This window comes from Spirochaetota bacterium (assembly GCA_017999915.1).
In the GTDB taxonomy this organism is placed as follows: Bacteria; Spirochaetota; UBA4802; order UBA4802; family UBA5550; genus RBG-16-49-21.
Genome location: JAGNKX010000002.1, coordinates 212678 through 232947, shown reverse-complemented (window position 1 = coordinate 232947; position 20270 = coordinate 212678). Strand labels below are relative to the sequence as shown.

The 20270-nt window shown below is 56.5% G+C and carries 15 protein-coding genes; 8 read left to right on the top strand and 7 right to left on the bottom strand.

What is annotated here, in order from left to right:
* The first annotated feature begins 10 nt into the window (after positions 1-10).
* From ilvN to KA369_05080, 5 genes are all read left to right on the top strand, one after another.
* Positions 11-487: an acetolactate synthase small subunit gene (gene ilvN / locus KA369_05100; protein ID MBP7735333.1), complete on the top strand. Its 477-nt coding sequence runs from the start codon at positions 11-13 to the stop codon at positions 485-487.
* Positions 488-707: 220 nt separating this feature from the next.
* Positions 708-1703 (top strand): ketol-acid reductoisomerase, encoded by a 996-nt coding sequence (gene ilvC / locus KA369_05095; GenBank protein MBP7735332.1) that lies wholly within the window; start codon positions 708-710, stop codon positions 1701-1703.
* Between the two features lie 227 nt (positions 1704-1930).
* Positions 1931-3076 (top strand): AraC family transcriptional regulator, encoded by a 1146-nt coding sequence (locus tag KA369_05090; GenBank protein ID MBP7735331.1) that lies wholly within the window; start codon positions 1931-1933, stop codon positions 3074-3076.
* A 119-nt stretch (positions 3077-3195) separates the two neighbouring features.
* Complete coding sequence (locus KA369_05085) at positions 3196-4011, top strand: SDR family oxidoreductase (GenBank protein MBP7735330.1); 816 nt, start codon at positions 3196-3198, stop codon at positions 4009-4011.
* A gap of 19 nt (positions 4012-4030) precedes the next feature.
* Positions 4031-4684 carry a hypothetical protein gene (locus KA369_05080; GenBank protein MBP7735329.1) on the top strand — a complete coding sequence of 218 codons (654 nt, stop codon included), beginning with the start codon at positions 4031-4033 and terminating at the stop codon, positions 4682-4684.
* A gap of 116 nt (positions 4685-4800) precedes the next feature.
* Here KA369_05080 and KA369_05075 read toward each other — a convergent pair whose 3' ends face one another.
* The 3 genes from KA369_05075 to KA369_05065 form a co-directional block, all read right to left on the bottom strand.
* Positions 4801-6696, bottom strand: a complete 1896-nt coding sequence (locus KA369_05075) for a hypothetical protein (protein MBP7735328.1) — start codon at positions 6694-6696, stop codon at positions 4801-4803.
* A 16-nt stretch (positions 6697-6712) separates the two neighbouring features.
* A complete protein-coding gene (locus KA369_05070; protein ID MBP7735327.1) occupies positions 6713-9217 on the bottom strand; it encodes an RICIN domain-containing protein in 2505 nt (834 codons plus the stop codon).
* A gap of 70 nt (positions 9218-9287) precedes the next feature.
* Positions 9288-10163 carry a hypothetical protein gene (locus KA369_05065; GenBank protein MBP7735326.1) on the bottom strand — a complete coding sequence of 292 codons (876 nt, stop codon included), beginning with the start codon at positions 10161-10163 and terminating at the stop codon, positions 9288-9290.
* A gap of 162 nt (positions 10164-10325) precedes the next feature.
* Between KA369_05065 and KA369_05060 the strand changes: the two genes are divergently transcribed.
* Positions 10326-12737 (top strand): copper-translocating P-type ATPase, encoded by a 2412-nt coding sequence (locus KA369_05060; GenBank protein ID MBP7735325.1) that lies wholly within the window; start codon positions 10326-10328, stop codon positions 12735-12737.
* On the opposite strand, the gene KA369_05055 is transcribed toward KA369_05060, so the two are convergent.
* Positions 12738-14297, bottom strand: coding sequence for a chemotaxis protein (locus tag KA369_05055; GenBank protein MBP7735324.1), 1560 nt, complete (start codon positions 14295-14297; stop codon positions 12738-12740).
* 233 nt (positions 14298-14530) lie between these two features.
* Between KA369_05055 and KA369_05050 the strand changes: the two genes are divergently transcribed.
* Entirely contained in the window at positions 14531-15781 is a 1251-nt protein-coding gene (locus tag KA369_05050; protein ID MBP7735323.1) for a diaminopimelate decarboxylase, read from the top strand.
* Positions 15782-15784: 3 nt separating this feature from the next.
* Here the strand turns inward: KA369_05050 and KA369_05045 are convergent, their stop codons facing one another.
* From KA369_05045 to KA369_05035, 3 genes are read right to left on the bottom strand one after another with little or no spacing between them, the layout of a single operon-like run.
* Positions 15785-16519, bottom strand: a complete 735-nt coding sequence (locus tag KA369_05045; GenBank protein ID MBP7735322.1) for a DUF459 domain-containing protein — start codon at positions 16517-16519, stop codon at positions 15785-15787.
* The gene (locus KA369_05040; GenBank protein MBP7735321.1) at positions 16516-17220 is read right to left on the bottom strand and encodes a class I SAM-dependent methyltransferase; all 705 of its coding nucleotides are present in this window, start codon (positions 17218-17220) and stop codon (positions 16516-16518) included. Before KA369_05040 ends, KA369_05045 begins: the two co-directional genes overlap by 4 nt.
* Before the next feature lie 43 nt (positions 17221-17263).
* Entirely contained in the window at positions 17264-18949 is a 1686-nt protein-coding gene (locus tag KA369_05035) for a metallophosphoesterase (GenBank protein MBP7735320.1), read from the bottom strand.
* Positions 18950-19238: 289 nt separating this feature from the next.
* Between KA369_05035 and KA369_05030 the strand changes: the two genes are divergently transcribed.
* The gene (locus KA369_05030) at positions 19239-20153 is read left to right on the top strand and encodes a metalloregulator ArsR/SmtB family transcription factor (GenBank protein ID MBP7735319.1); all 915 of its coding nucleotides are present in this window, start codon (positions 19239-19241) and stop codon (positions 20151-20153) included.
* The last annotated feature ends 117 nt before the right edge of the window (positions 20154-20270 follow it).

The following is a 20270-nucleotide window of genomic DNA, read 5'->3' as shown; positions in this document are numbered from 1 at the left end:
CGATGAAACCATGAAGCAATACGTGATATCGGTCAAGGTGGAGAACCGCTTCGGCGTCCTGGCCCGCGTGGCCGGCCTTTTCTCCGCGCGCGGATACAACATCGATTCCCTGGCGGTGAGCGCCACTGAGCAGGAGGACGTATCGGTCATGACCATCGTGACGCGCGGCGACGACCGGGTCATCGAGCAGGTCAAGAAGCAGCTGAACAAGCTGATCGACGTCATCAAGGTGAGCGACCATACGGATCTTCCCACGGTGGAGCGTGAGCTGGTCCTGGTGAAGGTGAACGCCCCGCCGAACAAGCGACCCGAGATCTACCAGCTGGGCGAGATCTTCAAAGCGGATATCGCCGATATCTCGCCGAAGACCATCACCCTGGGCGTGAAGGGCGATCCGGTCCAGATCCATAATTTTATCGAGCTGTTGAAGCCCTACGGCATCAGGGAGCTGATGCGCACCGGACGGGTGTCGCTGTTGAAGGAGTAGGCTATTATCTGACCTCACCCCCCGGCCCCCTTTCCCATTAAGAATTGAAAAAAGGAGAGGGGGAGCGGATAGAATATCGTTTCTCGGAAACCCTCTCCTTTTTTCCGAGTTTAATGGGAGAGGGTGCGCGGAGCGCGGGTGAGGTTGAATTAGTAATAAAAATATTATAAATTGACCCATGCCCCCTCAGGGGGACAGGGGGGTCAACAAGGAGTTCATCATGGCAAAGATGTATTATGACAACGACGCCGACCTCGGCGTATTAAAGAATAAAACGATAGCCATCGTCGGGTACGGGAGCCAGGGACACGCCCAGGCCCAGAACCTCCGGGACAGCGGCCTTAACGTGATCGTCGCGGAGCTGCCCGGCACCGATAACTATCGGTTGGCGGAGTCGCACAACTTCAAACCGATGACGGCGAGGGAAGCGGCGGAGAAGGCTGACCTGATCCAGATACTGGCCCAGGACCACGTGCAGGCGAAGCTCTACAAGGCCGACGTGGAGCCCTTCATGAAGGCGGGGAAGACCCTGGTCTTCTCCCACGGCTTCAACATCCACTTCGGGCAGATCGTGCCGCCGAAGGAGATCGACGTGATCATGGTGGCGCCGAAGGGCCCCGGCCACCTGGTCAGGAGCGAGTACGAGAAGGGCGGCGGCGTTCCCTGCCTGATAGCCATCCACAACGACGCGTCCGGCACGGCGAAGCAGCAGTCCCTTGCCTACGCCAAGGGGCTTGGCGCGACCCGCGCCGGCGTCCTCGAGACGACATTCAAGGAAGAGACCGAGACGGACCTCTTCGGCGAGCAGTCGGTCCTGTGCGGCGGCGCCTCGGAGCTGGTCAAGGCCGGGTTCGACACCCTGGTCGAGGCCGGGTACCAGCCCGAGATCGCCTACTTCGAGTGCCTCCACGAGCTCAAGCTCATCGTGGACCTCTTCTACCAGGGCGGGATCAACTACATGCGCTACTCGGTCTCCGACACGGCCGAGTACGGCGATTACATGAGCGGGCCCCGCATCATCAACAAGGATACCCGGAAGGAGATGAAGAAGATCCTCAAGGAGATCCAGGACGGCACTTTTGCGAAAAAGTGGATCGCCGAGAACGAGAAGGGACGACCCGAGTTCAATAAAATCAAGGAAGCGCAGAAGAACCACCTCATCGAGAAGGTGGGCGCGGACCTTCGCAAGATGATGAAGTGGATCAACGCGAAGTGACCCCGCCCCCGGTTTTTCTCCAATAAAGAGAGAAGAGCCGAAGGAAAGTAGCAATTGTTGGTTACTCATAAAGGCGCGGATTAAACCGCGCCTTTTCCTTGTGCCCCCGGAAGGGATTTTTGTCTGGGCCATGGACCGGGGTCATGCAATTTTCCGCGTTGACAAAAAAATGGGCGGGGATTATTGCGAATATAGAGGTCTTTCGCACACCAGGAATCCAGAACGCCATGGAAGCATCTTTTATGGAGACCATTTTCGTCGGCTTCCTCTTCTTCTCCGGAAGCGTGGCGCTGCTCTATTCGATGATACACGCCATCATCCCTTCACAGCGCATCGAGAACATCAACCTCTCGGCGCTCCTGTTTATGCTGAGTCTCCTCATGTTCCAGATCAGCTTCATCGCCAACGGCATGGCGGCCGCATACCCCGCGCTGCTGTCATTTCACATGACGCTGATCAACGCCATTGTACCGGCCGCCTATTTCGCATATTACCTTGTCATTTTTCCGCCGGAATCGCTGCCCCGGCGGCGCTTCATTTTCTTCATTCCCGCATGTATCGCCGCCGCGGGCGATATCTATTTCATGCTCCTCCCGTCAGGGACACGGTCCGATGTCCTGAAAGGTATCTTCGGCGGCGGGCCCTCCCGCCCGGAGATAACGGGGATGCGGGTCCTTATCGGCATGGCCGCGGTTCAAAGCGCGGTCTGCTTCTCGATTCTCAAGATAAAGATCGTGTCGCTCTGGAGCGATAAGGCCCAGTCGGTCATGCTGGCCATCACGGGCGTTTCCTCGGTGGTCATCATGGCCTCCTGCGGCTTCATCTTTTACGGGTATCTCACGGGATCGATCATGCCGGTCCTGGGCGGCATCAGCGCCATCGGGCTGCTTTTCATACTATCCTACCTTGCGGGGCTCCGGTATCCCCGGCTTATCCACCTGGTGATCCTTCAAGCCCAGAACCGCTATGGCGGGAGCGGGCGCTGGCGCCTCAGCGGAATCGACGTGGACGCCCTTGTCTTTCAGCTTAACCGGATGATGGTCGAAGACGAGCTTTTCCTGGACGAGAACATCACCCTCAAGGACCTCGCGGACCGCGTGGAGCTGACCCAGCACCAGCTATCGCAGCTCCTGAACGAAAAGCTCAACACGAACTTCAACGGCTTCATCAACAGCTTCAGAATAGACCGTGCCAGGGAGCTCCTGGTTTCCGAGCCCGACGCGCCGGTCCTCAACATCGCCTTCGCCGTGGGATTCAATTCCAAGTCGGCCTTTTATGACGCCTTCACCCGCTTCACCGGCAAGTCTCCCGTGGCGTACCGACGGGAAAACCAGTCCCTCCGGCGGCCCCCGATTAATAGTCCGAAGTTATAACACCGGTCGATTTTAAAATACCTTTTTGAGTAAGCTCCGATCATGGGCATTGAGGCGCCCGGCGCCGATGTGCCGCAACGCATGCATGCATGGTTGCATCCAACAATCAGGAGTTGAGCATGAAGCAATTGAAAGGCAAAAACGTGCTGATCACCGGCGCGGCCAGCGGCATCGGCAGGCTCATGTCGATGAAGTTCGCCGGCGAAGGGGCCAACGTGGCCATGGTCGACATCAACAGGGACTCTCTTGCGAAGGTTGAGGCCGAGGTGAAGGCGGCGGGGCCGTCGGTGAAAACGGGGACCTATACGTGCGACATCTCGAAAAGCGCCGAGGTTTCGAAAACAGCCGCGGCGGTCCGGAAGGATTTCGGACAGGTCGACGTGCTGGTAAACAACGCGGGAGTCGTGGCGGGCAAGGCCTTCCTCGACATGTCCCTGGACGAGATGGAGCATTCGATGAGCGTCAATTACTGGGGCCATACCTATTTCACCAAGGAGTTCCTGGGCGAGATGACGAAGCGGAACAGCGGAAACATCGTCAACGTGGCGTCCTCGAGCGGTCTCCTCGGCATGCCCCTTCTCACGGACTACGCGGCGAGCAAGTTCGCGGAAGTCGGTTTTTCCGAGGCCCTCAGGAGGGAGCTGAAAAAATTCGGGTACAAAAATGTGCACATCACCTGCGTGTGCCCCTATTTCATAGACACGGGCATGTTCAAGGGGTGCAAGCCCATGGTTTTGAGCCCCTTCGTGAAACCCGAAACGGCAGCCGGTGCCATCGTGAAGGGCGTGAAAAAGGACAAGCCTTACGTGATGCTGCCAGCCATGAGCATACGCGGGTCCATGATACTCAAGCTCCTGCCCACAAGCCTCTTCGATTTTTTCCTGGCCAAGTCAGGCGGCGACCGGGCCATGGACAATTTTGTTGGAAGAAAATAATACACCGGAGAAATGACAGATGAAAACATTGAAAATAGCGTTGATAGCAATTGGCATAATAGTAGGGATCAATCTTGCGGTCACGGGCATCAATATCGCACAGAAGGGCGGCTCCTACAAGGGCAAGAGCCCGGCGGACATTCTCGGCAAGGACCCGGCGACGGCCACTGTGGAGGACTTGCTCAAGCTTTCCAAGGCTGATTTCGTCCAGCTCTTCTACGCGGTTTCCGCTCCCGGGATCGACGATCTCCAGGGCGAATATATCGCACAGAACCATCCGGGCGGCATCATGGCGCCGGCTGTTCAGGCGTACACGGACAATTTCTTCGGACCGGGAAAATGGACCGGCAAGGCTTTCAGGGCCGTGGACAAGACAAGGGGCGAAGGCTATAATATTTTCGCGGCTGAAAAGGACGGGCAGAAGACCCTTGTGCGAACAAGGAAGATTGCCACCTCGATCGGTCCGTCTGAATATGACGGGAAGAATTCATACAAGCTGAATTACAGTCTTTATAACGGCGGGGTCGTCCATTCCATGCGCGATGAGCTGCGCAAGCTCAATGACTCGGTCTATATCGGTCTCGGCTGCATGGGCCTGGGCGGCGGCGCCATCAATCCCTCTCTATTCATCATAAGCGGGAAACCGGAGCCCTGGGTCGGGGCGGATAAATAGCGGATCTGGATGCCGGCGGGGTGATCCCGCCGGCCCCCGTCGCGGGCCAGGCTCTCACCGTATGATAATCCACTTCCCGTCGATCTTGCCCGCATACACGCCTACGACTCAGGCCCCTATCTGACAGGCAGTATCAGCTCTCCGCGCTCGAGGGCCGTAAAGAAAACAATCTTAACCGAAGAGGCCCCATCGAGGTAGCGCACCGGCACCATGAGCTCCACGTCGGTGATGGAAATGCCCCGCAGGTCGCGGTAGCCGTCCGGTTCCTGTGCCCGGACGTTATTGTTCTGGCCGATCCCGTTGCCATCAACCACAAGGTCGAAGCCCTTGACGCGGCCTCGGCCTCCCTCGATGCCAAACCATATATAATTGTCCTTCCGTTTGCACTTGCGGATATCATTGTGAAAGGTGACGTGCACATAGACATTGTCCCCCAGGCGCGCGGCGGACATGGTGTTTATCTCCGGCACGTCCTCGCGGGGGCTGACTGCGCGTTTCACGGTGACGGTGGTCATTTTCCTTTCACCGGAGAATGCGCCGCCGAGGCCGTCCATGGGGGGGGAATCCAGGGAGCCCTGCGTGATGGGAGTACCCGGATCGTAGCCGTGGTTCAGTTTCCATAGATCCGATACGCCGTCACCCGCGCTATCAGGCCGTGACGGGTCGGTGCCGAGGATTTTTTCCTCGAAATCGGGGATGCCGTCGCCGTCCCTGTCCCTGGGATCGTCGGGAAGCATGGCCCGGCTGAAAAGCGTATCGTTCCATGACGGGCGGTTTGTCATGAACACTTTTTCAATCAGCCCGTTGGGAATGCCGAAATCAAGCACTTTGAAAAAACGATTGGCCGGGGCCTTCTCCGTGACCTTGACCTGGAGGTCCTTGACGCGGTGGTGCCAGACCGGTTTGTGGATTACGAGCTCGGTCAGCAGGGGCTTGTCCCATGAGCGTATCATCTCGAGATTCTTCCATTTTTTCAGGAAGGGGTCGTAATACATGGCAAATACATGGCCGGGAAAGGGCCGTTCCTTGGGCGGAAAGCGGACCATGAGCCCGGCGGGGATTCCCATCCCCTTGAAGGCGGCCATCTCAATGAGCGATGAGACTTCGCACAGGCCCACCGAGTGCCCTGTCCGCTCGAGGAGCTGTCTTTGGTAATTGGTCCAGATGAAATCGCATATGTTGCGCTGGATTCCCATGTACCGGAGCTGGAACCATTCGAGGCCGGTGCGCGGTCCCGGGTCTTGCGGCATGCGGCCGATGATTTTCCCGGCTGTTTTTTCATCCGGATTGTACAAGTGCTGGCTGAGGCCGTCAGCTGCTTTGCTTTTATGAACGAATTGGGCGACATTACGCCCTATTTTTGTGACGGACTCACCCAGGTAAAGCTTCCTCTCGACTGCGGTGTTATGGAAAAATTCCAGCGTCTCTATCGAGTCGACATACTCATGGTAGTCGGAGAGAGTGCGAACCGGGTACGTGATGTCCTCGGGCGGATAGGCCCTCCGGTCCGCCCAGTATATCTGGGCGACGAGGGGAACCCGGGACAGATCATAGGGAAGCTCCAGTGACTTTTTCTGCCACGCAATGATCTTACGGTAGAACCTGTAGTGTTTAACGATATCTTTCTTTATCTCCTCGCGGATCGCCGGGGTTACCAGCGCGTAGAGGTGGTTGTTCGCAAGCGCCAGGGCGGCCGTCATGGTTTCACCGCGTTCATAGCAGTCTCTGTCGAGGAGATGAAGCAGGAGAGCCAGGGCGTGGTTCGTTTCCCCCTCGCCGGCGAGGACCATCTCCATCCCGCGGACGAGCTCGCTGTTGCCCCCGTCGTACCACGAGCCAAGCAGTTCCCGGGCCCTGGCCGCGTCCATGCCCTGGGGCAGGTTTGCCGCGGCCTGAGCCTCAAGGGCAGGGAACAGCTCGAAAGGACCGCCGCCGGAAATTTTTCCTGGAGAAAGGGCTGGTACGGTCAGGATGAGCATAATATAAAGAATCAGGGGAATCGTTTTTTTCATTGAGTCACCTTCGGTATCAATACTCTATCTTCCACCACTGCGGCGCTGTGTCTTCAACCACGCCAAGGGTGATGCCATATTTGTCTTGTAAATCGGGCTGCAGGGCAAGGCCTGATCCTGTATGTATCAGCCTGATTGTTCCATCCTTTCCCCTGTCGATGCGCCACAGTTGATCGGCTTTCCGGGTCAATTCGCGGCTCTGGATTGAGTAAGCCCCGTCTTTCTCAATGGCAGTAAGGCACTTCCCGGACAGGGCCGACAGGAGTATGAGGCTTCCGTCTGTTCCGACGGGGATGATCTTCCATTGGAAATGGGCGCCGTTCTCCCGCGTCCATTGAATGACCGGCGCGCCGTTTGACCGGTCGCCGCCCTTTATGGCCACCGCCATGCCGCTTGATACGGAAACGAACCAGGCCGGGGCCATGCTATCGGCAATCCCGATCAGGGGATCAAAGGTCTCCACCGCCCATGCCTGGTGTTTGCTCTCGCCTGCCTTCTGCAGGGAAAGAATTGGACCCTGTTTTCCTGACGCGGGAAGAATGGCAAGGGTGAGGCCGGAGGATTTAGATATGAACCTACGCTGACCGTCGGGGAGCGTCGCCATTTTCCACTCCTGCGACAGATTCTCATTTATCGGGTCCAGGACGATCCTGTCGCCGCGAGCGTCAAGGCACCTCCAGTGCAGGTTGGATACGATACGGACATGGACGCCGTCCCTGGCCGGCACCAGGCGCCAGCGCGCCCGGTCCGGTATCGGCCGCCACAGCTTGGACAGCCACATAGAGTCTTCCGCATCGGGGCTTGACCCCGTTGTGAGAAGAGTGAGATCAAGGGTGCGCGACTCTATCACCGCCAGGGGCGCCTTCATGATCGGATGATCGGATATACGCGCTGTTTCGGCTGACGCGCCTTTTGCGTCGCCTGACGCGGCCAGGGCCCGCGCCAGCCACACTGTATATCCGGGCAGGGCATCTGCTCTGCCCGCGGCAATTCTGAAATATGGAATGGCGCGGGCAGGCTGGTTTCGTTCAAAGAAAACCGCGCCGGCGCCAAAGCATTTTTTCGGGTCAGGGAACACCCTGGCCATCTCGGTGTAATACCTGTCCGCGCGGATAAAGTCATTGTTGCGGGAGGCAATGGCCAGCCACCCGAGCTGATCCAATGCCGCGTGATGGTATGGATTGTGTTTCAGCGCCTGCTCAAATTTTTCCTCTGCCTCCCTGTTTTTGCCAGACCACGTGAGCCTGAATCCCTCGTCAACCAGGTCTGCCGCCTTCTGGCGGTCCAGCATGGAGACTTTCTCCATTATGGCGCTATAAGACCTGAACAGCCTCTCGTCGGTGGTGTCGGGGAACCGGTTGACATAGCTCATGTTGCGCCATGGTGGTTTGATGCCGGTCTCGCGGGACAGTTGTTCCATCCGCGCCGGTGCGGTTTCCCGGATGTGGTATTTGTACCAGCTGTATTCAAGGGTGGCCCCGGACTTGTGTGTTTCGGGTATCCATTGGGGAAAATTTTTCCGCGCCTTCGGGAATTCTTCGGGAAGATGGGCATGCTGGGGCGCGATGTTGCCGCACAGGTACTCGATATGGTGAAAATATTCGTGAAAGGCTATCCAGTGATGGCCTATGTTAGAAATATGATCTATCTGCGTTCCCCCTTCTCCTGAGTGCAACACGATTCGACCCCTCATCGCACTGCTTCTCCAGGCGTAGGGAACCAGGATTACACCTCCATCCCAGGTTGCATGTATAGTACACGGCAGCTTTCCGCTGTACCAATAAAAAAGGATCGTATCGTAGGTATTGCGTCCCGCGAAGTACAGCGGGGACAAGGACGGTTGAATGCTGTCAAAGTCGGGACTGTAACCATATAATTCCAGCACCCTCGTGACCGTTGCATCCACCTTTTGTGTGTCAAAGGATATACTCAGGCGGCCGCGGCTCAGGGTCTCGAGATAGATTCTCAGCATCTCGTGATAGCGGACCATGTTGTCCGGGAGTACTTTCGGGATCGAGCCTTTACAGGTAATGGACTGGTTCTTTTTATCAAAGGTATTCTTGACATCGGTATTCATGATGTAGAGCACCTGTATTTTGTACGTGTATTCCGGTTTGACCGGATAATATTTCTGATGCTCCTCAGTCAGGTCGATAAACCTTTTTATGGTAATAAACTCAAAATCCTCCTCTTTGGTTATTTCACGCTTTACACTCAAAGCACCATTGAAAAGCTCCAGGGCTTTCGCATGGTTCCCTTTAAAGAGCGCCTGCTGGCCCATGTAGGAAGAGATAACCATAAATCGCCATTTGTAATCCCAATTTCCCTTATCGAGTTGCCAGGCGTTTCTAAAGGAATCATAGGCCTCCTGGAATTTGCTGGCCTCGACCTGCTCCAGGCCCTGTTTATAGCTGGCCTGAGCCTTGTCGCGGTCTGCCTGGGTCTGGGCCGGCGCCTGCTGCGTTAAAAAGAAAATCGTTGATGCAAGGATCAGCATCACAGAACTGATTTTTCCTCTCATTATTGTCTATCTCCTGGTCGTTAGATGTTTCATGGTTGCTGAATCAGTTCCCCTGGCGCTGCTGAGGCTCTCACCGCACGATTATCCACTTCCCATCGATATTGCCCGCGAACACGCCGAAGGTGTAGGCGCCGCCGTCCCTGGTTTCCTTTGTCCGTATCGGCTCATTGCCCGATTGATCGGTGACCTGGATGACCTTGCCGTCCGCCACCGGCTTCATGGCGAGTTTCCCGGCGTCCAGGGGCAGCAGCTTGAAATTCCTGTCAGCCATCATTCCCTTGAAGACCTTGGTGAACTGCGCTTTCAGCTCGTCGGCCGGCTGGTGGCGGATGCGCGCCGAGTCCATCGAGGCGAATTGCAGGATCGTCCAGACCGCGTCCGCGTCTTTCCTGCTCAGGGCCGCGTGATAGTCTTTTGCAAGCCTGGTTATTTCCGCGCGGGCGGCGTCGTCGATCTTGACTGTTTTGATCTTGCCCCAGAGTTCCGACGGAGGCGCATAGGCCGGGGTGAAGGTTTTCGTGACCGTAAAGGGCTTTGTTACGTTGTCCAGCCTGGTATCGTTGTCTTTTTCGGGTATCTTTAGTTCGAAGAATTTTTTCCCCTCGTTGGTCATCTGGCCCTCGGTAACCGTGGAGAGGCTGATCTCGACGGAGGGCCTGTCACCGGAGTCGGCGGGCTTTTCCATGGGGCGCACCCGCAGCGATATGGTATTTTTACCCGGCATTATCCAGAGACCGGCCCCTGTGGAGAATCCCGTAGTTGAGTAGGCGGAATTTTTATCGGTTTTTGTCATTTGCACGCCATTGAGTTCGATATCGATATTGCAGTGATGGACCGAGTAATTGATGACCAGGAACAGCTTTTCCCTGGTATCTGCGGCGCTGACTGTAACTGACAGTGCGGTTAAAACCAGTATTGCCTGTAATGATCGCGTTATCGTTTTCATTTTTATCCATCCCCCTGAAGCGTAATGATAGATGATATTTTTTATTGGTATCGGTAAAAAATCAATCCTCTTTTTTATGGGCCAATCCGGTAAGATGGTTGCAATCAGTGATTAGCGGTAACATAATGATAACCTGTATTTCAGATAAACAAAGGGGCCGCCATGGAAACAGAAAAGAAGCTCCGAATAACCGGCATGTCCTGTGCCGCCTGCTCCGCCCGGATCGAAAAGTCCCTCAAGAAAATAGAGGGCGTCACCGGCGCGACGGTCAACCTGGCCCTGGAAACGGCCAGGATAACCTACGATGACGCCGCGGTCGGGGAGAAGGAAATCGTCGCTGCCGTCGAGAAGGCCGGATACGGCGCGGAAATCGACGGGGAAAAAGATGAGACCGCGGTCGATCTTCTCATAACCGGCATGTCCTGCGCCGCCTGCGCTGCCCGCATAGAGAAGGCCCTTGGGAAAAAGGACGGTGTCATAGAAGCCTCCGTGAACCTGAGCACCGGGAAGGGCCGCGTGCGCTACGATCCCCTCAGGATCAAGTCATACGAAATAGTCGGCGAGATACGCAGGGCCGGATACGACGCGGAGAAGATCGAGGAGGACCGCCCGGACCGGGCCGCGGAGCTCCGGCGCGCGGAGATGCGGAAGCTCGGGACCCTCGTGGCTGTCTCCGCCGCGTTGAGCGCTCCGCTTATCCTTTCCATGATCCTCATGATGCTTGATATCCATGCGCCGATCCTTCATCACCCCCTGCTGCAGCTGGCCCTGGCGACGCCGGTGCAGTTCATCGTGGGATGGCGCTTTTACCGCAACGCCTACCTGGGCCTGCGCGGCGGCAGCCCCGGCATGGACCTCCTGGTGGCCCTCGGCACAAGCGCCGCCTATTTCTACAGCGTCTACAACGGCTTCATCCTTGCCGCGGTGTCGGGCGCGGCGGGGGACCTCTATTTCGAGGCTTCGGCCGTGGTCATAACCCTGGTCCTGCTGGGGAAATTCTTCGAGGCCCGCGCCAAGGGGATGACCTCCGATGCCATCAAGAAGCTGATGGGGCTCCAGCCCGCCGAAGCGGTGATCCTGAGGGACGGGCGGGAGATCGCTGTCCCTGCCGCGGAGGTCGCCCCGGGGGACACGGTGGTGGTAAAGCCTGGGGAGAAGATCCCGGTGGACGGGAAGGTCATCGGGGGCGCGTCCTCAGTGGACGAGAGCATGATAACCGGCGAAAGCGTTCCCGTGGACAAGGGCCCAGGCGACGCCGTCACCGGGGCCACCATCAACCGCTTCGGGACCATCACCTTCCGGGCGGAGCGCGTCGGCAGGGACACGGTCCTTGCCCAGATCATCCGCACCGTGGAGGAGGCCCAGGCGGGAAAGCCGCCGATCCAGCGCTTCGCGGACCGGGTCGCGGCCGTATTCGTGCCGTCGGTGCTGGCGGTGGCGGCCGTGACCTTTGCGGCATGGATGATCGCCACGGGGGACGCGCGGATGGCCATCGTGAGCGCCGTGGCGGTGCTGGTGATCGCCTGCCCCTGCGCCCTGGGGCTCGCCACGCCCACGGCGGTCATGGTGGGGACCGGCCGTGGCGCTGACCTGGGTATCCTCTTCAAGAGCGGCCCGGCCCTGGAGGCTGCCTGCCGCACCAGGGCCGTGGTGCTGGACAAGACCGGGACCATCACCACCGGCGTGCTGTCGGTATCCGATATCGTGCCGGCCGGGACCGTGACACAAGAGGACCTACTGCGTTACGCCGGCATCGTGGAAAAGAGATCGGAGCATCCCGTGGGCAGGGCCATATACGGCCGCGCCCTCGAGTCAGGGGAAGTGCCGGACCCGGAAGAGTTCATAGCCGAGCCGGGAAGGGGGGTCAGAGCACGTTTCCAGGGGAAAGACTTATTGGCGGGCACGCCGAACTACCTCGCCGGGAGCGGCATTGACACGTCCTGCTGCGGCGATATAATCGCGGGCCTGGAGGGCATGGGGAAGACCGCGGTCCTCATCGCGGTCGACGGAGCCGCCGCCGGCGTGGTTGCCGTGTCCGATACCATCAGGGATTCGTCGCGGCGCGCCATCGGGGACCTTGCGGGGATGGGGATCGACGTCTACATGGTCACCGGGGACAACCGGCGCACGGCCGAGTACATAGCGGCGCAGGCGGGCATCGACGCTGGCCGTGTCATAGCGGGAGTGCTCCCCGCTGCCAAGGCCGATGCCGTGCGGGAGCTCCAGGGCAGGGCCGGGGCAGTGGCCATGGTGGGGGACGGCATCAACGACGCGCCGGCCCTGGCCGCGGCCGATACCGGCATCGCCATCGGCACCGGAACGGACATCGCCATGGAGTCGGCGGACATCACCCTCATGAGCGGAGACCTCTGGGGAATCGTCACCGCCATCCGGCTTTCACGCCGCACCATCAGGAAGATCAGGCAGAATTTTTTCTGGGCCTTCGTTTACAACTGCGTCGGCATCCCCTTTGCGGCATCGGGGATGCTCTCTCCCGTCATAGCGGGCGCCGCCATGGCGATGAGCTCGGTCTCGGTGGTGATGAACTCGCTGCTGCTGAGGAGATTCAGGTAGCTACTGCACCATCTCGCCGATAACGCGGTCCAGTTCGGCGGTCAGCTCGTTTATTATCGAGGTCGAGCGGGACAGCTTCAGGGCTATGTTGACGATTTCCTGCGAGTTCTGGGCGATATCGAAGGCCGTCTTGGTCGATTCGTCCGTGGCGATCTTCTGCTCCGATGTCGAATTCTCGATGGTCTTGCTCGATTCGTGGATCTTGGTGCTGAAGTTTTTGATCGTCTTGATGGTGACGCCGATGTCTGAGATGAGGTTGCCCACCTCGGTGACCTCGACCTTGATGGCCAGGATTGCGTCGTTGAGCTTGGCCATGGTGTCCACGGACATGATGATGAGCTTGCCGCTCTCGTCAATGAGCTTCAGGTTCTCGCTGATGATGTTGCCGATCTCCTTGGCGTTCTGGGTCGTCGCGTCGGCAAGCTTCGATATCTCGTCCGCCACGACCGCGAAGCCCCTGCCGTAATCCCCTGCCCGGGCCGCCTCGATGGCCGCGTTGAGGGAGAGGAGGTTGACCTTGTCGGCGATGTCGTTGATGATCTGCACGAAGCTGGCCATCTCGTCCGATTTAACCTTGACTGTGTTGAATTTCTGCTCGGTGAGCCTGATCTGGTCAGCGGTGGCCCCGGAGTATTCGGTGACCTCGTTCAGCGACCGGTTCATCTCCTGGGAGCTCTCCTGGACCTTGTCGTTCACGGACTTCAGGTCGTTCACCGAATCGACGGTGATGGCCAGCTCCTCGTAGAGGGACCGGGCGATATCGCTGATGGTGCTGGAATTCGACGCCAGCTCCTCCAGGGACGTGGTGATCTCCTCGAGGGCCGCGGCCTGGTGCTGGGAAATATCGTTCATGGTCTTGGTGATATGGTCGTGCTCCACGGTCTCTTTTTTCATGATGTCCATGGACTGGGTGACGGCCACCGCCATGCCGCGGAGTCCGGTGAGGCTCTTCTTCGCCTCGTCATGCTGGTAGATGGCGAAGTTCAGGAGCCTCCGGGTGGCACGGGAGCCGTAGAAGGCGCCGACGCCCGTCATGCCGTACAGGATATAGCGCACCGCCGTGTCCGAATAGGGCGGCGGCAGGCGCAGCTCCGGGCTGATGATGAATATTACGGTCTGGGAAATGAATACCAGCACAGTGGTATAGATGGTCACCGGGGTGTTGAAATAAAAAATGCTCAGGGCCAGGGGGATGTACCGTGTGGCGAAGAGCTGTTTCGCGCCGTGAAAAGTGTATTCGAATACGGTGATGCAGAAAAGGATGCCCGTGATCATGATGTAGCCGGAAGCTATTTTGCCTTTGAACCGGTTGGATATGAGCACGCTCGCGGTCAGGGTCACGGCGACGATGATTAGCTCGATGACGATATGCTCGTATTCCAGGTATTTCGAACCTATGCCCGCGGCCTTGATGGCAGTAACGGCCACGTTGGCGAAGCACATGATGAAAAGGAACGCGTATAACAGTCGCTTGTTGTTTTCTATGATAACGTCGGAGAAGATTTTGGATTTGCTGGTATCGTCATGTTTTTTCTCATTTTTTGTATCGTTTTTTGTCATTACGCTACTCCGGGCTTATTGTACAGCTCCTAACACGTCCGATTTGCTGAACATATTGTATGTATATAATTATTAATTTGTCATCAAAATTTTATATTATTATCCAAAAAACACTGTCTGATTGTATGTTGTCAACCTGGCTGAGCCTTTGATAATAATTTCTTGACAGTGGTTCAATTTGCGTCATTAGTATCACCTCAACCGGCAAAAACAGGATAGAGGCGGATTGTGTAATGGCTGATAAAAAACTTCCCTTTTCAAGGGAGCAGATAGAACGTATCCTCGGGGAATACCCGACACCCTTTCATATTTATGATGAAAAAGGGATGAGGGAGAACGCCCGGCGCCTCGTGAAGGCCTTTTCCTGGGCGCCCGGCTTCAAGGAATACTACGCGGTCAAGGCCTGTCCCAATCCCCATATCATGAAGCTCCTCAAGGAAGAGGGGTTCGGCTCGGACTGCAGCTCCCTGGCGGAGCTGGTGCTGGCCGAACGGACCGGTGTAACCGGGGAGAATATTTTCTTCAGCTCCAACGATACGCCGGCCGCGGAATATGTCAAGGCCCGGGGGCTGGGTGCCATCATCAACCTCGACGATATCACCCATATTCCCTTTCTGGAAAAGCATGTCGGGATTCCCGAGGTCATATCCTTCAGGTACAATCCCGGGCCCCTGCGCGGCGGCAATCATATCATCGGCCACCCGGAGGACGCGAAGTACGGCTTCACGCGGCCGCAGCTTTTCGAGGGCTACCATGCCATGCGCGACAAGGGGGTGAAGAGGTTCGGCCTCCACACCATGGTCGCCTCCAACGAGCTCGATCCCGATTATTTCGTGGACACGGCGGACATGCTCTTCAATCTCGTCCTGGAGATCCACCTCCAGGAGGGGATACGCTTCGAGTTCGTGAACCTCGGCGGCGGCTTCGGCATACCCTACCGGCCTGAGGACACCGCCATCGATCTGGAATACGTGGCGGAAAAGATCCGCGAGCGCTATGAGAAGACGATCGCGGCCGCGGGGCTCCATCCCCTCAAGATATTCATGGAGAGCGGCAGGATGATAACGGGGCCCTTCGGCTACCTGGTGGCCAGGGCTATCCACCGGAAGAACATCTACAAGAACTATATCGGCCTGGACGCGTCCATGGCCAACCTCATGCGGCCCGCACTGTACGGCGCCTATCATCACATCACCGTGATCGGCAAGGAGGATCGGACGCGGGACCGCGTGTACGACGTGACCGGTTCGCTCTGCGAGAACAACGACAAGTTCGCCATTGACCGCCGCCTGCCGGAGATCGAGATCGGCGATATCGTGGTCATCCATGACGCGGGCGCCCACGGCCATGCCATGGGCTTCAACTACAACGGCAAGCTCAGGTCGGCTGAGCTGCTGCTGAAGGAGGACGGCTCCGTGGAGATGATACGCCGCGCCGAAACGCTGGACGATTATTTCGCCACGCTCGATTTTTCCCGCCTGTAGGACCTACCGCGAGGCAGTCGCCGCGGGACGGAACTCGTCGGAGATGTAGTCGAGGAAGAGCTCGGTCAGGACGCGGCCGCCGAAGGGCGTGTGATGGATCGGGTCGTTCGGATACTTCACCGGCCCCTCGAGCCCTTTCATATCCTTCATGACCGCGACGAAAACTCCCTTCCTGCTGGTCATTTCCCATGCCGGTACATACCGGACACCGCGGTGCTTCCGGCACCGCTCGCGGAACACTTCGTTCAGGACCGGGTAGCGTGATTCAAAATAGGGATGGTTGGTCGAAGGCTGTCCCACCAGGTATACCCGCCTGACCAGTGGCGTGATTTCGTCAAGGTAGCGGTCAAGGCGCGCTCCGTATTCCGCGCGCCAGGCGGGATCGGTGAAGAGCAGCAGCGAACCGTCAGGCCTTCGCAGGGCGTAACAGTCGTTGCCGCCGAAGAGGACGATCAGCACGTCGGGCCTGTACCACCTGATATAGTTCATCGTCTTCCCGGGCCAGTCAAAGCGGATGAATTCGCTGAGGCCCGTTGACTTGACCGCGACGCGGAGGGCCTGCACGCCGGGGGTCTCCCTGAGGCGGTGCTCCAGCATGTACCCGAAATATCCCGCCATGATGGAATCGCCCAGGAGAAGGAACTTGAGGGGCGGATCGAGCTTCACCCTCGTATAGGTGGCGCATCCCGGGGCGAGAAGCCCCGCCATAATGATGGCGGCAATGATTCTGCGGTTCATTCATTTACTCCTTGAGATGTGACTTGGATTGTCCCTTTCCTGGCGATGATCATCCAGAGGGGCATCCCCGGCATGGTATAGGTCCTGATGGCGGCGGCGGTGCCTTTGAACAGCTCAACACCCTCATCCATCGTGAGGGACCGCGCCGCGACCTTCCATTTGAATCCGGCCAGGGCAAAGGGCTTTAAAAAGAACGGCACACGCTGCCGCGCGACAAAGGCCCGCTCGTCGTCGCCGCCGCGGTTTCGGTCCACTTCCAGTATCGCCAGGGTCCCGCCGGGACGGAGCACCCGCAGGCACTCTGCCAGGCCCCGCGCAGGCTCAGGCCAGTGCTTGATGGCGCATACGCTGATCAAACCGTCAAAGGAGCCTGACCTGAAGGGCAGCGCAAGGGCGGATCCGGCGACGAACCGGGTTTGTTCGTCCAATACCCCGCAGCGCTTCAGGGCGCGCCGCACCTGATGAACAGAAAGGTCCACCCCGGTGATCCGCCAACCGGGATGCCGGCCGGCCAGGGAGGCGGCAAGGTGGCCGCCGCCGCATCCGACATCCAGAATTCTTGCCGTTTCCGGCATTGATCGCATGAACTGGAATTGCAGATCGTTGTTCATGTCGATTGATTCGGATATGACCGGCGCTACGGCCGAATCATAAAACCACGATTCAAGGGGGTGATAGGGGGCGTATATATCGCTAAACATGAAGGGTATCCGGATTCATAGATAGTTATCGGTGAAACATATTTTACCAGTTGAGATTATCCCTGTTGGTCACCTGCAGGTACTCCCGTATTTTATCCCGTATCGATTCGGGAAGCTTGATCCCGATCGATTTCAGCCGCGACTCGTACTTGTCAAAGGACCGCATGTGCTGGGACGTGGTGGCGAAGATCCGGAAATATGACCGGATGCTTCCCTCCATTTCCCGGCGGAATTCAATGTCTTCGTTCAGGATGTCTTCGATGGGCGCGATGGCCTTGTAGTTCACCGGGCGGCAGATGGACCGGTACGCAACGAAGCGCTGGGTCACCTCGCATTCGTAGTTTTTCGTGATGATGCTGCGCTCGACGACGTTCAGGTCGATGCAGTCGATGATCTCGAACCTGTACTTGTCGCCGATGATCGTTTCGAGCAGGGCCTTGGCGCTCTTGTAATAATCGCACTGCTCGTACATGTCCTGGCAGTTCCTTCCGCACCGTACATACAGGACGATGTCGATGTCCGAGCTTTCCTGGGATATGCCCATGTTGACCGAGCCGACAATATCCATGGCGATATCATCGAACCTGTCCTTGAGCATCTCCACGGCATGGTCAAGCTCGTCAAGACGCTCCTCCGTCTCCTGGGTGCGGAACATGCGGAAGAAGTTCTTGATCTCCTTGAAGAGCTCTATCTCGGGGATGTGATGGTATTTCTGTATTTCCATGTCGTAATTCCGTCCCAGCCGCCGCGCCTGGTAGCGCTCCACGTCGATGATATCCTCGAGCCACTTCCCGTCAATGTGGTAATGCTCGACGATATCGTGAATGCGGTGATCGCCGACCATCTTTTTCAGGGATATCTTTTCGAGATCGGTTTCGTTGAACTCGATCTGGTAAAAGAACCCCCCCTCGGAGACTTCGCCCTGCACCGTGGTAACCTCGCCGAAGTTGGAGGGATTGAGATACACGCATCCATCCACCTCCTTGAAGCCCCAGTCGTTGTGGATGTGGCCGGTAAGGCAGAGCTTCACCGAATTGTTCTCGCAGAAATTCCTGAGGGCAGGGGACCCGGACGGACCTATGCGGGCGATCCGGTCGTGTATGCCGTGGGCCGGCTGGTGGGCGACGATGATGTCCGGTTTCACCGCCTTGAAGAAATTCCACATCTCGTTGTTGCGGTCGTTCAGGCCTATGCCGCCGTTGTATTGTACAATATAGCGCTCGGGGATTCCCGCGGTCCATACATCGGCGCCCCCGTATCCGGCGACCTTGAGGCCGCCGATGTTGTGCCAGTGCAGGTGAAGGTCCCGCTCGTGGAGTGACGTGAATTTCAGGTCCATATCGTAGTTGCCGGGCAGCGCGAATACCGTTGCCGACTTGAACGAGATCATGTTTTCCAGGACCTTGTACTTTTGCTGCATGACGCGCCGGGACCTGATGGTCATCTGCTGGTATTCGCTTCCCTTCTCGATGATATCTTCGGGGACATTGGGGGAATCGAGCAGCTCGTTGACGAAATCCTCCAGCACCAGCTCTTCCCTTTTCATTTTTTTCCTGAGGGTGTGAAGATAGGTCTGTATGTCATGGTACTGGATCGCGGTATTGATGCTATAGAAGGGGATGTCGATCAGGTCGCCGGCGATGATATACAAATCGGCTACTGATTCGTAGAGTAGGGATGCTGTCTGGCCGAAGGAGCCGTGTATATCGGTTAAGAAGATTATTTTCATGTATTGATTCGGGATAATTGATATAATTTGTAATAATATTTAGAAAGTGCAAATATTTCAAGAGATAATATTATTTTTTACTCTATTGAAAAATCGTTACACCCAAAAAATGGTTTCTGGATCTCTGGAAGGATTACTAAATGAAATTACTCTGCTCCCTGTGCATATTATTTCATTGCAAATAATTACTCTGACGGCCAAAAATATAAATTTTAAAAAATAATAAAAAAACTTGACTTCAAACAGTATTTACATTACTATATCAATATATCTTGATATAGTAATGTAAATGGAAATAGTTCAGTATTATAAAGCCCTGGCTGACGAAACGCGTTTGCGTCTGCTGAATCTTCTTCTTCGTCATGAACTAAATGTCAATGAAATTGTCTCGGTCATGGGGATGGGGCAGCCGCGAATTTCACGGCATTTAAAAATATTGACCGATTGCGGCCTTCTTAAATTTCGCCGGGATGGACTGTGGGTTTTCTATAGTGCGGCACAGGAAGGACGTGGAGGCGACTTTAACGACCTATTTCGCGATTTTGTCGGCAATAATCAGGATTTGAAACAAGATTATATGGCGATGAAAGCCATCCTGGAGGAAGGATTAAAAGAAAAGACCAGGTTTTTCGATTCAATTGCTTCGGAATGGGACGACATAAAGCTCGGGATATTCGGCACTGTAAATATTTCTGATGAAATCGTGGAGCGAATAGCTGATTGCGATGTCGCCGCGGACCTGGGCTGCGGAACCGGTGAATTGCTCATTCCTATCAGGAAAAAGGCCAGGAAGGTCATTGGCGTGGATAAGTCGCCAAGGATGCTGGAAGAAGCGGAGCGTCGACTCGCATCAAACGGAAAGGGCATCGAGCTCAGGATCGGCGAAATGGAACATCTTCCCATGCGTGACCAGGAGGCTGACGCGGCGATTATCAACATGGTCCTTCATCACCTGCCGTCTCCGGACACAAGCATACTGGAAGCGGGAAGGGTCCTTAAAACGGGCGGCTCGCTGATAATCGTTGATCTGGATAAGCACCAGAATGAAGAAATGAGAAAAAAATATGAACACCGGTGGCTTGGATTTACAAAAAAGAATATTGAAAAATGGCTTTCGGCCGGCGGATTTTTGCCCCGGGAATTTGTTCAGTTTGACGCGCGGGACGGTTTGAAAATCGACCTGTTTGTTTCTATAAAAAAATAGAGGGATAAAATCATATAATCGAGATGTTTCATTCCATATCCGGAAAAATCCTGCAATAAATTATTATCAGAAAAACAGCGGGATTTTTTGACGGGATGTAATGATATCAATACATTA